Origin of the sequence: Gimesia sp. (genome assembly GCF_048260065.1) — a bacterium.
GTDB lineage: Bacteria > Planctomycetota > Planctomycetia > Planctomycetales > Planctomycetaceae > Gimesia.
Genome location: NZ_JBLXHC010000006.1, coordinates 302,323 through 316,800, shown reverse-complemented (window position 1 = coordinate 316,800; position 14,478 = coordinate 302,323). Strand labels below are relative to the sequence as shown.

General features: G+C 50.4%; 16 protein-coding genes. 3 read left to right on the top strand and 13 right to left on the bottom strand.

Annotated features, from left to right (window positions below):
* Positions 1 to 113: 113 nt before the first annotated feature.
* The 4 genes from ACN0YN_RS13995 to ACN0YN_RS13980 form a co-directional block, all read right to left on the bottom strand.
* Positions 114 to 1,364: a ThiF family adenylyltransferase gene (locus ACN0YN_RS13995; protein ID WP_417385638.1), complete on the bottom strand. Its 1,251-nt coding sequence runs from the start codon at positions 1,362 to 1,364 to the stop codon at positions 114 to 116.
* 71 nt (positions 1,365 to 1,435) lie between these two features.
* On the bottom strand, positions 1,436 to 1,636 hold the full coding sequence (locus ACN0YN_RS13990; protein WP_417385637.1) for a hypothetical protein: 201 nt from the start codon (positions 1,634 to 1,636) through the stop codon (positions 1,436 to 1,438).
* 122 nt (positions 1,637 to 1,758) lie between these two features.
* A complete protein-coding gene (locus tag ACN0YN_RS13985) occupies positions 1,759 to 2,343 on the bottom strand; it encodes an RNA polymerase sigma factor (RefSeq protein WP_417385636.1) in 585 nt (194 codons plus the stop codon).
* The gene (locus ACN0YN_RS13980) at positions 2,340 to 3,404 is read right to left on the bottom strand and encodes a hypothetical protein (protein WP_417385635.1); all 1,065 of its coding nucleotides are present in this window, start codon (positions 3,402 to 3,404) and stop codon (positions 2,340 to 2,342) included. The genes ACN0YN_RS13985 and ACN0YN_RS13980 overlap by 4 nt, the downstream gene beginning before the upstream one ends.
* A gap of 234 nt (positions 3,405 to 3,638) precedes the next feature.
* Here ACN0YN_RS13980 and ACN0YN_RS13975 point away from each other — a divergent pair, with 234 nt between their 5' ends.
* From ACN0YN_RS13975 to ACN0YN_RS13965, 3 genes are read left to right on the top strand one after another with little or no spacing between them, the layout of a single operon-like run.
* Positions 3,639 to 3,998: a hypothetical protein gene (locus ACN0YN_RS13975; protein WP_417385634.1), complete on the top strand. Its 360-nt coding sequence runs from the start codon at positions 3,639 to 3,641 to the stop codon at positions 3,996 to 3,998.
* Between the two features lie 9 nt (positions 3,999 to 4,007).
* A complete protein-coding gene (locus tag ACN0YN_RS13970) occupies positions 4,008 to 4,679 on the top strand; it encodes a hypothetical protein (RefSeq protein WP_417385633.1) in 672 nt (223 codons plus the stop codon).
* The gene (locus tag ACN0YN_RS13965) at positions 4,676 to 8,209 is read left to right on the top strand and encodes an SUMF1/EgtB/PvdO family nonheme iron enzyme (RefSeq protein WP_417385632.1); all 3,534 of its coding nucleotides are present in this window, start codon (positions 4,676 to 4,678) and stop codon (positions 8,207 to 8,209) included. Before ACN0YN_RS13970 ends, ACN0YN_RS13965 begins: the two co-directional genes overlap by 4 nt.
* A 234-nt stretch (positions 8,210 to 8,443) precedes the next feature.
* Here ACN0YN_RS13965 and ACN0YN_RS13960 read toward each other — a convergent pair whose 3' ends face one another.
* The 9 genes from ACN0YN_RS13960 to ACN0YN_RS13920 all read right to left on the bottom strand — a co-directional run bounded on the left by ACN0YN_RS13960 (position 8,444) and on the right by ACN0YN_RS13920 (position 14,478).
* Entirely contained in the window at positions 8,444 to 8,944 is a 501-nt protein-coding gene (locus ACN0YN_RS13960) for a GNAT family N-acetyltransferase (protein ID WP_417385631.1), read from the bottom strand.
* 115 nt (positions 8,945 to 9,059) lie between these two features.
* Entirely contained in the window at positions 9,060 to 10,070 is a 1,011-nt protein-coding gene (locus tag ACN0YN_RS13955; RefSeq protein WP_417385630.1) for a hypothetical protein, read from the bottom strand.
* Positions 10,071 to 10,480: 410 nt separating this feature from the next.
* On the bottom strand, positions 10,481 to 11,137 hold the full coding sequence (locus tag ACN0YN_RS13950; protein WP_417385629.1) for a ThiF family adenylyltransferase: 657 nt from the start codon (positions 11,135 to 11,137) through the stop codon (positions 10,481 to 10,483).
* Between the two features lie 572 nt (positions 11,138 to 11,709).
* A complete protein-coding gene (locus tag ACN0YN_RS13945) occupies positions 11,710 to 12,792 on the bottom strand; it encodes a hypothetical protein (RefSeq protein WP_417385628.1) in 1,083 nt (360 codons plus the stop codon).
* 215 nt (positions 12,793 to 13,007) lie between these two features.
* Positions 13,008 to 13,331, bottom strand: a complete 324-nt coding sequence (locus ACN0YN_RS13940) for a hypothetical protein (RefSeq protein ID WP_417385627.1) — start codon at positions 13,329 to 13,331, stop codon at positions 13,008 to 13,010.
* Positions 13,332 to 13,384: 53 nt separating this feature from the next.
* Positions 13,385 to 13,669: a hypothetical protein gene (locus ACN0YN_RS13935; RefSeq protein ID WP_417385626.1), complete on the bottom strand. Its 285-nt coding sequence runs from the start codon at positions 13,667 to 13,669 to the stop codon at positions 13,385 to 13,387.
* A gap of 22 nt (positions 13,670 to 13,691) precedes the next feature.
* Positions 13,692 to 13,913 carry a hypothetical protein gene (locus ACN0YN_RS13930; RefSeq protein ID WP_417385625.1) on the bottom strand — a complete coding sequence of 74 codons (222 nt, stop codon included), beginning with the start codon at positions 13,911 to 13,913 and terminating at the stop codon, positions 13,692 to 13,694.
* Positions 13,914 to 13,917: 4 nt separating this feature from the next.
* Positions 13,918 to 14,139, bottom strand: coding sequence for a hypothetical protein (locus tag ACN0YN_RS13925; RefSeq protein ID WP_417385624.1), 222 nt, complete (start codon positions 14,137 to 14,139; stop codon positions 13,918 to 13,920).
* Between the two features lie 93 nt (positions 14,140 to 14,232).
* Complete coding sequence (locus ACN0YN_RS13920) at positions 14,233 to 14,478, bottom strand: hypothetical protein (protein WP_417385623.1); 246 nt, start codon at positions 14,476 to 14,478, stop codon at positions 14,233 to 14,235.

The window sequence follows — 14,478 nt, the reverse complement described above, 5'->3', positions numbered from 1 at the left end:
GTATGATCTTAAAACTGTTACCCTTTGCCCTTTTAAATTTTATTCTTTTACCTTGCGTCACACTGCGTGTGACGCAAGGTAAAATTTGATATGAGTATCAACACGCGCACCTGTCAATTTCCAACATGACAGTAAGGACACGCTTCATCCTGCATCACCTCTACCCCTTCGGCTTCCAAACCGGTTTTGTCATTCCAGGTCAGGCGTTGCCAGAAAGAGCCCGTATGGCCCTGTAAAGAGGCGAGCCATAATTCGACTGAGGTCCCGACTGTCATCGAATTGAGGTGGATGAGGCTACCCACGCGTTGCTCGTACCAGGGTGCCGGTTCGCCCCGGTGCAGACTTCCGTGCGGGGCCGCGAATTCGTATTGCGCCTCTGCGGGGGCTCGTAAGCCACCAACGCAACTCACACAACCGCCGTCATAAGGCTGGAGTAACCGCACATCGCCTGCCAGTAGTTGTGAGTTTTCTGTACGTCCTACTTCGGTACCAATGTCCAAATGGGGGATCAACAACTCACGCGATAACCAGGAAGCAGCAACGCGCGCGACATCGCTGTCCACGCAGGTGATAATCAAGTCGAATCGCGTGCGTAACTGATCGAGAATTTCATGGACCGGCTTCGTAAAACAGCGAATCGTCATCTCATTATTGTAAGCAATCAGGTGCCGGGCTAACACGGTCACTTTGGGAAGGCCGATATCATCCAGCGTCAACCCGGGCATAGCGTCCAGGTTCTCGATTTTGAGTACGTCCTCGTCAACCAGCGTCATCTGCTCAATCCCCAGCCCAGCAAAGTTCCAGGCTGCGAGCGTCCCATTCCGGCCACAGCCGATCAGCAGCAGATTTGAATTTCTCACCTTGCTCCATAAGGGACCACCGAGTGCTCCGATGGTACGTGACCAGCGGCCTGCGGTGGGCAATTCCTGAATAACCGGTTCATCCTCGCGATTCAGCCGCATCATGCCCGGGCCTATGATGTGGATTTCATTTAATGGGATGACCTCACCTTCTCGATGTACGAAGCCGTCCCATCGCTGCCGATCCTCGTCATAAAACGTCAGAATGATCACTGTTTGAGACTTGCGCGGCTTGATCTGTTGCAAGATTTTTACCGGTGTCTCACTTGGGTCACGACTGACTGCCATCACCAGCCAGTCAGTCAGCGGGAATCGCTCTTCGCCAACGGGCCAGCGTTCGACCAGGTCCAGTTGATGGACCAGAAATTCTGTTGAAGTTACGGTATTGTTCCATCTCAGCGAACCGATCGCACACCGATCGGCATCAAGCAGCATCGAGCGTAAGGCGGCAGACCAGGCTGCGTGCGTGATGATCAGCCGGTAATCAGGGGCAATATTCGTCATTGTGTCTTCTCCAGCGCAAAAAAACGCCGCAGCCAGGTTTGGCCCGACTGCGGTGTGAACAACATTGAGAGCTAATCGAATGCAGCAATTTGACGCAAACGTTCGAGCTCCTGCTGTTTTTTCAATTCCCGCTCCCGGGCTTCTTCAGTTTCCAGACGATCCATTTCTGTCTGTAATTCCTCAGAATGGCTCGGAGCGGAAGCCACTGGCATCTGCCACGGCACGGTCATCTCCTCCGCATGTGTATCCGGAGGTTGCGTGGAGGGCTTCATAAGAAAATCTCCTTTAGAAAGAGTTGGGAAATCGGTCACCCCGTAGGTGACAACCACACTCTTTCTAAAGGAGATTATTGGAGAGAAGAGGAAATATTTTTGTGAGAGATTTATTGTGGCAGTCAAGAAGGATCTTCCCTTAGATAATATTCTTTTATTTTATTTCTGGCTGCCCTCAGTTGCTTTTGAACGGTATTTAACTTTTTCTCTTTAGTGACCTCTAGGATTTCAACCGTTTCGAGGCCCTCGAAATATCTAAGCTGTATTACTCGACGCTCTTTTTCGCTCAGGCGGTCCATCGCTTCATTGATAACTTCAGAATTGAACGGTTTGTCGATCATGTCGTTAAGATCGGGCTGATTGGGATCTTCTGGATCATAAGACTGGGGTTTTCCCTCATCATTCTTGCCGCCCAGAGCTTCAAATGAGATTTCTTTTGGACGTTTTTTTTCGCGGATTACTCTACAAAATTCATGGTAAACTACTGTGCCCAAATATCCTTGAGTAAGATAATCACAATTTTTAAGTCCATTTCTCCGCACTGCCAGATAAGCATCATTCGATATATCTACGGCCTTTTCCTTATTTCTAGTCAATCTGAGCGCAAAGCGGAACATGTAATTACCACACATCAAATACAATGTCTCCCACGCTTCATGGTCTCCTCTCTGTAGAGCGGGAAGCAATTCATTGAGTTCACTCCTCATACCTCACCTCCCTGCTCAGCCATCTGCAGAAACCAGGCTGTTTTCTCGTCAGAAAGACGTGATTTCTGAAATTCGTAGCGAAACTCGGTCGTAAAAACATCAGGTTCCTGGGCAGTCACAGGAACGGCAGCGAAATTTTCACACTCTTCTGCCAGCAGTGTTGTCACCTGCTCGTTGCTTAAGCATGGGATGTCTCCCTCTTCCAGGGCACGTACACGGATCTTGCCTTTTTTGGAAGGAGCATCATACAAGGGGAAGTTCTGAAGCCGGCCTTTGGCGATGCTCTCGTGTTCGTTGCGATGAACCGGTACTACCGAGCAGGCAGAGGGGCTTTCGGTGTCGGGGGCATCGAACACTTCCACGACAACGAGATCGTCGGTACGTTTGCCGATTTTGGCGTAGACCTCCAGGTCCCCCTCTTCCAGATTCAGCTTTCTGTCATCATCACTATCGCGGGAGACACTGAAGTAACGCGTATCCCCATTCGGTTCTTCGTTGCCTTCCTGGTCCAAGTTCCCTGCGTCAGCCATCAGTGCACCTGTATGGCCATAAACTGCAGAACCAGGAGCATTCTCAGGTTCAGCTGCCGGTCGAACCACCGGTTTTTGGGGCAGTTCAATCTCAGCTTCAAACGGCTTACGCCCGCGATCCAGGTCGAAACCCGCCAGAACGAAGCTCATCGGAGCCAAGTGAGAGGGCCAATCGGCTTCCAGCTTGAACTGATTCTCCCCCGTCCTGGTCAGGATTAACTGGAACGATTTGATGACGCCATTCACCTCGTATTCCACTTTTACTTCAATTCGTTCCAGTTCAAGGAGTCCGGTGAGATCCGATTCCGGTTTCAGGCGGCACAAACGAGTATGAAACAGATCGGGAAAATCCAAGGGGGGGAGCTCTGGCTGCCCCTCCTTTTCATCCAGCTCGGAATCGTTCCACATCCTTTCAATCAGTTGCAGCTTCTTGTCTTCGTCAATCGCCCGTATGATCCGGTACATTTCTTCCAGATCACTGACGCCGCCTTCAAAAAGGCGAATGACGTCTTTGGGGGTTACAGGTTTCATGGGATCTCTCCATCTAATCAAATACAGGATAAACAGGACTCGAGGCGCGGAATCCGGGCCTCTCTATATATACCTGAAATGCGAAATCAGCCCCCAAGGGGAAAGGAGATCTGATTTTTTGAGAATTTTCTGTAGGATAAATTGTGTAATATTTCAAAAACGCTTTCCTCTTCTGGACTTAAAGAGTCTTTCTATTCTTAGAGAAAGTTCTTGTTTTACCGGAAAGTCCTAATCATGACCGAGGAAAAATCATTCAGTCTCGCGTTTTATCGCGATGACCTGCGCGCCTGGATTCACTATTCACCGCTTTATACTGAGTTGTCTATAACAGTTTCCCAAAAGACCGCCCACGGGGCCTATTCCGTGGAAGTGCTCTATCAGCCGACCGATGATGCAGGGATGGCCGTTGGCTGCGTTCACAAATTGTACAGTGCAAAAGTCGAAATGTATAACTCGGAGTATTCTCAGAACGCATTTGGTCAGCTTCAACTTCCGTTCCGTCTGACGCCTGATTTGCTGAAAGCCTGTTACCTGCGTTTGGTTCCCTGTACAATTTCCCTCACCGATGAAACTCAACCTAAGAACAAGACTTAGCGAGAATTGATGATGGCGGGCCCGGAAGATTTCAAAGAAGTTCTAAAAATCTGGCATAAAGAAGAGTGCAGTACAGAGCCAGACAAAAACTATAAAAGTCTGCACTCTCACTGGAATGGTGGCCACGCTACGATTCTATATTACCCCCGAACATTGGCGATAGACGGTCAAGTACTGCCGGATGAGCTGATTACTCTGCTGAGGGAATCACTGTATGGTGAAAAATCCCTATTACAGAATGGTCGGGTCAGGGAAATTCTCGGCATCACTGATGGCGAAGTCCAAAGCCAGGTCGTGAATCTCACCAGCGGCATTCTGAACGGCATCCTGGCCTCGCAAGTATTAGCGGGCTGGACGTCCAACAGTAATCATGCTGACTTTGCTGAAGCATGGGATGCGATTGAGAACTGTTTCAAGTGTTACCATGATGCCTGGGATTTCAAAACACCGAAAATCGATGGCACTGAGCTTAAGCAGCAACCCGCCGAAGCAGAAATGCTTTCACAAGCCAAACCGGCCCCGGATAAAGCCACCGCAATTCTTGATCAATTCCGCAAAGTGAAACGCCCCACAACAGCGAACTGGTGGACAGAGTCGAACTGGTTGCTGGTACGCCGATTACTTTCTTATCTCCTGGGAGAAAAGAATGATCCTCCTTTGAAGAAGAATACCATCCTTTGAAGAAGAATACCATTCAGATGCTGCTGGTCTCAGACAGAGATACCGAAGGAAAATACAAAGGTAAAACCGCTCCGGTCACCACAACCGCTGCCCAAGAGAGGTGGTCCTCAGCCTATCTGGACCCGGTAAGCCTGGGAATGACGATCCTCGATAAAGAAATGCTCACAAGCATGGAGTTGGCTGGCAGAGTTTGCCAGTCCATCCTGAGAGAGAACCATCAGTCTCTACGCGTCTCTCCCGATATTGGCAGGCTGGAACATTACATTCAACTCGCAGGAGGTTCTGCGGGGGGGATCGTCACCCTGGCGAGTTGCGCCACGGCTCTGGGAATCCGTCTGAATCAAACCGTCACGGCCTCATTCCAAATACAGGAGACACAGGAGTCAAAAAAACAACCAGAGAAGGAATTGACCATCGATGATCTCACTTTTGCTCCAGTCCGTAAGGAAAGTATCGCTGCCAAGCTGCATCGAGAGGTCCTTGGCTCTGCCTTGACTGGGACGGGAGAGCAGCTGAATACGGTCTACCTTCATCATAATCAAAAATGCTGTCTGAACGGGCAGGCTCCGCTGGAGTGGAATGACTGGACCAAAATTGTTTCCAATCAGCAGAAAGTTGCCATCAAGCCAGTTAAAGAGCAGACGTCACTGCGAACCCTCATTCACCAGATGAGCGGTGATGAACGGATCGAACATGTCCTCTCAGAGTATGCAGAAAGCGTCCGTGATGAATGGCAACGGATGACGCAGGGAGAGGTCCCCGATCGTGGTGACGACCATAAACTCGACATTTATATTGAACCACGTCTGTCTGTACAGCTGACACCGGAAGAACAGTATAAACTGCGTTCCAAGCACGAAGATGTTGATTTCGAAAAAAACACTACGAGCGGATCGAATGAGTTTCATGAACTGGAAAGAGGGATAGACGAGCTGGTCGAAAAGTATGTCATTGATGAACGGAACTGGCTGCTGATCACCGAAATCGCAGGTGGGGGAAAAACCGTCTTGTCCTGGCGTCTCCTCAATGAACTTAGCTCATTAACAGAACCCTTTCTGGTCGTCCGCTATGAAGACGAGTGGCCGAAAGATCTACGGGGGGCTCTGGAAAAGGCAGTGAGTCGGTACTGTTCTGATTACGTTTCCCCTTCACCGGGTGAAGTTATTGACTATTTACTTGCGAAACGGCGCGTCGTAGTGATTCTGGATGCCCTCGATCAGGTCGATCATGAAGTCTCAAAAACTCTGACACGATTGCACCAGGCAGGAAACCAATATTCAGACTTGTCGCACGAAAACATTCAAATGATCGTCACATCTCGTCCACATGCTGTGAACCAGTGGCCCGACCGTTTCAATAAAGAGATCTGGCGACATTTTCATCTGGAACTGTTCGACTCTGAGCAGATTGAGAATTATAAAAAACAGCTCCGTCAATTGCGGGAAGTAAAGAATCCCGGTGAGGGAAAGCTAGTTGATGAATACTGGGGAACCATCACCGAGCAGCAGGAGAATGATGAATTACTTCAGCTCCCCAATAATCTCAAGCTGGTTCGAGCGATCATCGAGGATGCCCTGTATGGGGAAACCAAAGTTCGCCCATTTAAAACGGCCGGCGACTTACATTGGGAGACAGCTTATCGAGGTTTTCATCGAGACTCTTATAAGGGGGATGTGGCAGAATTCCGTCAACCAGGTGATGTGGAAGAATTAATCCACGCTGCGGCCTGTCTCGGCTTTGAGATCCTGCATCAGGCCACACAGGAAAATTCGGCAGAAGAGCAGGATCCGCATTCTCTCTATCACGTACCAGAAATCAGAATTTCTAAAATCAAGAAAAAGGCAGGCAATCGGTATGGAAGTTCTGAGGAAAGCTGGAAGAAATACGATGCGATGCTTCGTAAAACCATTTTGACGGGAAGTACGACACTCAAAAAGAATGACGAGGAGGAGCTTTCTTTTCCCTCCCTGAAAACGATGGAGTTTTTTGTGGGTTTATATCTTTCTCGTTACGCCAGTAAAACAGATATTGACGATATCAAAATTCATATCGGGGATAATCGTTGGAACAACGCCTGGAAGTTTGCCATTGAGATGCTGGAAACCACTGATTCGTCAGGAAATGCTCTCTGCAATTTCGACTCTTATTCCTGCATGATGAAGCAGTTGTTTATACCACCATTGGGGCAGTATTTGCGACCGACGGAATTGATGTTCCGTGTCTGGCAAATCCTGAAACGTAATGAGGACTCGAGTTCTGAAATCAAATCCTGTCTGGACAAACTTCTGGATTTCTACCGCAGCAGTTTTCGACAAATATTGATTGAGCGAGATGAGCAGGGCGAACCGACAGAGCGGGCGTTCCGGGCGGCAGAATTGGTGCATGAGGAGGATCTCCCCGATCTGGTCACGAAAGCTATCAAAGAGCGTGAAGAGAATCTTGTCGTACAGCTTGATCAGCTAGCAGGAAAAACTCGTGCTGAACGTCAGACCCAGAAAACTATCAAAGCAGAGTTGAGCTGGTTAGAAGATTTTGATGAGGAACCGGTCATCAATGCTTGGGTCAAGATGATCACTCCCCATCACCAATCCTATTCCCGTTGTGCCGATTCGATCCACGACAGGCAAACGGGTTCTGACGACTACCTGTCGTTTATGCTGGGCGCCTCCCCAGAGGATGATGAGGCACGCGACGATGAGAAGCCTTGGCAGATGGTACGGGTTAAAGCCTTTGATATGGCGGCCTGCTGCGTGACCAAGGCTCAATACCACCTGTTTGATCCTCAACTGGAACAGCAATATGAATCTGATTTCAGTCAAATATCACCAGAACCGGATTGTCCCGTCATACATACGAACTGGTTTGACGGTGTGATGCTGAGCTTATGGCTGGGAGACCAGTACCGTCTGCCGAGCGAATTTGAGTGGGAGGGGGCAGCCTGGGGAGGCGTTGACCGCTGGATAACAGAGAAAAGAAAGCTGAAATATTCCGTGCCATATAAGGATTCAATCACGATTAATGAAGCCAATTTCCTATCGAAATTGGGACGTACGTTACCCGTACGCTGGGATCAGGAGCGCTATCAGACGTCTCAGGACACTGAATTGAAGGAGATCGTGGGCAACCACTACTCTGCGAACGGGTTCGGTTTGTATCATGTGAATGGAAATGTGTGGGAGTGGAGTTCTACAGTTTGGAATGGTGATTTGCTCAAGGAACGCCTCCTGGAGATATTTTGCCATAAGCAGAACCGGGCACATGCAGAAACATCAATCGAGGAGACGATGCAGTGGTTTGAACAAGAATCAGGGCTGGAAACCAAACAGGCCTGGCTTCAATTATGGGAGGAGATGGAGCCGTTGGAGGCTCCGATAGCATGGAGAGATCATGTAAACAGTGATCGTTCTCTTCGGGGTGGTTCCTGGGGCGATACTTCGAGTAGCGCGCGTTCCTCACACCGTTTCTACAACTGGGTCGATCCCGATTTCCGAATTGACATTTTCGGGTTGCGTCTCCTCAGGACCAAATAACCATATATGGTTTTAAATCTGTTACCCTTTGCCCTTTTAAATTTTATTCTTTTAACTTGTGTCACACACAGTGTGACGCGCGTTGAATATTCAATATGAAAACCGATGAAGAACTACCGATCATCCGATTGTGGTATAAATCTGAGATTTGATTGCCACCATCCGGTGGGGCAAGACGATAACACTCAAAGCGGAAGGATGCAGTGAATTACGCATCCTTCCGCTATTTCTAAATCAATTTTCAAGAGACTGTGTCATCCAAAACCCTGTTGCCAGCATCCCCTGTTTTTCATAGGCGCGTCTGGCACGCTCATTCGTATCCACTACATGTAAGGAAAGCCGTTTGGCCCCCCACTGCTGACACAGCGCAACCGCATGAGCGTGCAGTTGATCATAAATTTTCCTACCACGGAATTCCGAGTGAATGAAGACGTGCTCGATCCAGGCCTCATCCCCCATCAGCAGGTCATTGTACTGACGTGCCAGTTTGAGTTGACCGATCACTCGACTGCCAACCGTGGCGAGGATATACAGATCCTGCGAATTGCCTGAAAAGATCCGCTGAACCCCAGCCAGCGATTCTTCAAATCGATACCGGTCGGCCCGATTGGTGACGACAAGAATCTCCCAGGTCATCATGGTAATCAGCGGGACATCATGACGCGTCGCAGTCCGGATCTGAACTTCACTTTGATTGTTGCCAGAAATATTCATCTGTTGTGCTGGAATAGTCATAAAATCCGTCCCTATAAAATGTTTTCGATTTCATGTTGATCGACAAAATAGAAAAAGATCGCCGAAGATGAGTTCTGACTTCGACGATCTCTCGTAGTGCTTCAAGCATCCAGTCCTACCCGAGGAGAGAGCCCAGTGTGACTCCGATCAGCAGGCTAGAGGCCAGGCTAGCTGACTGCAGCGCCAGAGTCATTTTCCTGGGACGCTGCGGTAGCTGTAACGGCATCGGTTTGCGTTTGCGTGACTCTTGTTGCAACTGCTTCAGATCAGCAGTCAGCGGCGTGCCATCAGATTTGATCGCGACCGCTGCCAGTGCCAGTCCGATGGCGTCAGTTACCGGTCGGTCCTCTATATGAACAGCAGCCAGAGTACCAACGAAACAATCGAAAAGGTCGGCCGTGGGAATTTTCGTATCTTCGAGATGCACATAGCCAGGGACGTGTACCCAATGCCCATCGATAAAACCGATTGCTTCGGTGGATGAGAGCACCAGGATATTTTTGACCTCCCTTTCCCGGACCCACTGAACGCCTTTGATGACTTCAGTGCATCCGGTCAGTTGTGCCAGCTGCTGCTCAGTACAGACAACCAGCGTGGCCCGCTTGCCCAGGTCAAGGCACAACCCGGGATCCTGTAACTGTTCTTGAGAAAGCATCAGGTATGAGCTCGAAGCCGCATCTAAGACGCGAACCACGAGCTCATAAAGGCCGGCAGGCAGCGGCCCCACAATTGTGCCTGATGCATTTTTAATCAACAGCATCGACTCTTCAGGTAACGTGTCATCTTTGAGAGCGGTTCCGGAGATGACTTTAGAATTCGCCTGGATGGTTGAACGCACGGTGGCGGTTAAATTACGCAGGCAGCTTTCCTTACCCTTGAAATTAGCTTTCGCCAGGTGTGAGACCAGGGCTCCCGCTGCATCATCACCCGTGAAAAAGACCGGATTCACATGCCCCATAATCTTTTTGACCTGACTGGCTATCCCTACCACCGATCCAGTCAAACCATCGTGAATGATCACATTCGGATATTGACAGGCATTGGTTGAATCAGTGGCTGATACATGGGTAAAGACCTCGGCAATGCCGAGGACCACTACATTTTTCGAAGTGTCGTAGTTCATCATGCGACTTTGTCCTTTTTGATAAGGGGCTGTGTTGAGACAGGCAGAGCATGTCTCGTTGGTAAAAACAGGTAAGGTGATAGCAATGAATAATGGCCACAGGTCGACGAACAGAGATTTCAAGGTTTGCCAGAATGGTTTGGGGTTCACGATATCCTCCTTAAAGCCAAAGGTGAGCAGACAGTTGTCTAAAGAGGGTCGAGAGGCGAAAGGGGAACGGTTTTTAGCTTTTTTTCAAAATTGGCTAAAACTTATGTGAGCGGCAGAGAATGGGCCGGTATCTGAAACAGCCAATATGGATGACCGCATTCTCTGATAGATAAAAAAATACAGTCGAGCCACCATCGAAGGTGGCCAGACTGCATTCGTACTATTGGATATTCGTTGATTTAAATGAGAGAGTTTAAAATCAGTCAGCTTACCACAGTCTCACCTGCTAGCAGGTTCAGTGTCATATCTGAATCAGTAGAAATGTTTCGCAGCCAGCGAGAGAACTGATGCAGCATCAATCCGGCTGCGATGTTCGCAGTGTAAATCGTACTACGGGAAGTGCAGGCTCCGGTTTGTGCCTCGTCCTGAGTAAACAAGGTGGAGTCATAGTGGTCCCGCGACTCCGAATCCACGGCAGTCAGAATTCTCAGCACTTCTCCTCGCATCCGCCCATCACACCAGAACGAACACTGATGTCGTAACGCCCGCCAGATGGCGGTACGACTGCTGATGGAATCCACGCAAATAAACACGGCTTCTCCTGTCACCAGACCAGGCCGAAAACGATCCACAATGATTTCCATCTCCAGTTCCGCATCAACGGCTTGCAGCGCCCGTGCTGTAGCTTCCACTTTGAACTGCCCCAGATCCGCTGCCAGATATCCCTGTGTTGTGATATTAGTCGGTTCAACCATATCGAAGTCAATTAACTGCAGTCTCCTGACTCCCAGTGCCGCCAGCTGCAATGCTACCTGACGACCAATGGCCCCCACGCCAATGACGGTGACAGTCAACGGTTTGAGTTTATCCATAGGGACCAGATCTGACTGGCGAACAAAACGATCGGACAGAAGATTCATGGGTGATCCTTTTCAATTTTGAAGTAATAAATTTATGGGGATAGACTTAGATGGGCATAACGGGTCACAGTTCTGGATACAAAAATTCGTCTTCAAGCCACTCAGCCAGACCCCAGAAGGGCTGCAGAGGTGCTTCCTGTACACACTCCAGGTACTCAGCTTCCCAGGCACTTTGATTACTGCCGGAAAACTCTGGTTTGAAATCAATTCCGACCGACAATTTTTCGGCCTTTGATCTGCCGGAGTGTTTTAACTCTGCGTAAGTGGTTCCATTCCGGGCCAGAATAAACATCACCGCCCAGTCACAGTTACCAAACACGCGGGCGAAGGTTTCCACATCTACCTGACTGGGGCGCGCCGAATTTCCGGGGTGCGTGTGAATCCAGATCCGGCCAAAGTTTTCGGGATGACGGCCGACATCAATCTGGTCATCAAAGAAGTCAGCGACTGCGGCATCATCGAATACCACAGTCACGTCGGTACAAGTCTGCTTGATCAGAACAATGTCTGTCACGAACCGTGGATCGTCTGGTTCAGTAATTCCAAAACCACCGACTTCGGTTGGCCCCAGGTCACGCAGGTAGATCAGTTTGGCCCACGCATACGGGCTGAACCGGAGCGTGCGGCGTTTGCGCTGCTTCGGGCGTTTCTGACGGGGACGCTGCAGCAGGCGGTGCGTCAGGGGTTGATTCCTCGGATAAGGCATCTTCATTCTCCTTCACTTCCTCAAGACAGGATGAACAGGTTTGATCAGACAGGCAGGAACGACAAAAGCAATCACTGCAAGCGTCGCATTCAGAAAGACAATCGCGACAGAAGGCGTTATGGCAGGTCTCACAGGTGTCAGCACAACTGGAACAGAGATGATCGCCACAAGTAGTACAATTGCGACGGCAGTATTCACAGATCTGGTGTTCGCATATGGAACAGGGGCGACTCTCTTCCTGGGACATCGAATCGTCGCAGTCAGCGCAGGATGAATTCCACCAGCGATCCAGGGGGACATACGCGGAACCCGGGTTGTAGGTCTGCAGAATCTGCTGCACCAGCAGAAAGAAATCTCCCAGTCGGCCCTCTGCCAGGGCCTGACTGATAGGGATTTTTCCTTCCCCTTCGCAGAGTGTGTCCCCCTGGACGTGGGGATGATGCACATCGTCCGTCCCGGTTTGAGAGAGTGAAATGATCCGGTAAGGTTGGGGATCACCGAGCTCACTCCAGCGAAGCCGGATTTCAAACTCGCCCAGGTTGATTTCTCGCAGGACAACAGGCGGAGTACGAACGACGATTTCCTGTTCCGCCCAGTCGATGGAGGTATTATCGAATTCGTCCGACAGTGAACTGAGTTCATCGACCAGGTCCCGCAAGGAGGGGATCTCAGGCTTTCGTTTGATCGTGGTGATCTCATTGTGGCAGGCAGTTAATTCCTGGATAAGCCGAGCCATGGATTGTTGATATTGTACCAGACAAAACGCGAAGGCAGCTGGACAGTGATACTGCTGGGCTTTTTTCAGCAGTCGTGAAAGACGCATGACCCGCGTCCACTGGTCTACCGGGGGAGAATTGACGTTGGGGAAACAAATCAACTGAGACTGGTACTGCTCCCGAAATTTTGTAGCAGCCCGTATCCAGGGCCGCTGCTGTTGTCGTTGGTTCATTGAAAGGGTTCTCCTTAAAAGAAACGAGGCCACCTGATGCGACAGGTGGCCTCTGTAAAAAGAATGTAAATTTTAGCGTCGTCTGCGGCTGTTGCGGCGAGTTTGAGGAGTAGGGCGGATGTCTCCACCATGGATCAGCAGAGTGGTCATGATGGCCGCACTGATCAGGAACAGCAACCAGGACTGGGCAGCTCCACCAAGTATGGCGGCGGCGATCAGAACGGCAAATAAGTAGAAGCTGTTAAGGCGTTGTCGGGCTCCCATCGGGCTCCTTTCAGTTTGGGGAATGGAATGCAGGTTACACGCGGGGACGAATGGGTTAACGCACCCTCGATCTTTGTCGGAGTAATCGAAACGCGATCACCTTCCTGCAGCACATAACCGGCAGTGGTCGGTTGGCGGTTCACGCGGATCAGGTAGTCCTGCGGACGACCGTGAGGCAGCCGCTGCTGAAACAACGCTTGTACCGAGGTACCGGCCTCGATCTGGATCTGATCAGCAAATCCGGAACCGTCGTTGTTGATGAATAAAATCTGCATACAGAACTCCTTGTGTAAAATGAAATGGGAATCTCGCATCTGCGAGTGTGGTATCAGTAATCTTCTGGCAGCAATACATTGGTCACCGAGCGGTCGGCGACCGTGATGATCCAGAACTTGATGCCGTCAGCCGTGTGGTAGACTGAAAGCAGTCGGTCCCCTGTCTGCAGGGCCGCGTTATTGGCGTCCGCATCAGCGGGACAGCAGTCGCCCCAGTCACCTGAGCAGTGCCGGCCCAGGGCACGCTGGATTTCGTGCTGGGGCAACTGTGACAGCGCGTTTTGTGTGGCGAGTACCAAACCCAGTGAAACCACCGGGCGATTCTGTTGAATCATCATCGCTCCTTGGAAATAGATAGGTTTACCTAGATTGCTCCTGCTGCCGGTGGTCGTCAGTGGCTTGCGCACTCAATGTCTGACTGCAGAAATGCCACATGCCCCAGATGAGACCGGCTGCTGCCAGTAACAGGGGCCATCCCAGAAGACAGCCGGTAAGCAGACAGACCGTCAATCCAAGGCTGGTATAGCGAAGACAGACTCTGATCAGTTCTGACAATTGAGGATCATTTTGTTGATTTGCCACCGGCTCAAACCAGCCCCGGCAACCGACCGAAGGGCTGGTGAAACAGGGGGACGTTTCGATCCAGTTCCCGCGCATCCCAGTCCACGATCTGGGGGCGACGGTTATCCGGTTCCGGATCAAAGTTCACTTTCAGGGGATCAGCCAGGCTGAAACCCCGCTGTTGTATGGCACGCAGATCTTCGCCGGTTGCATTTGCCACCGCGCGGTTCAGGTCTTGTGGGGTCATCGTTTGCTCCTTGTTAAAAAACAGAACGACCACCCGCACAGGATGGTCGTGAGAAAAACACAACCACCCCGCACCATGCGAGGTAGAGTTACTTTACCGGCCGGTCAACAGCCAGTGTTGGTTCAGCCAGTCCTGTTCTGCCATCAGCGCGGCAGAACGCTGGGGAAACGGCCCCAGCAAGGGGCCGCTAACAGGGGAGAGATCAGCCGTCCATAAACCGTCGCGCGTGGGTTCCACATGTGAGCCACGGCTGATCTCAGGTGTGCCCAGTGGCAGCAGTTCGATAGTCTCATCATAGATACAGCGGATCATTCCGCTCTGTGTGATAATCAGGTCCAT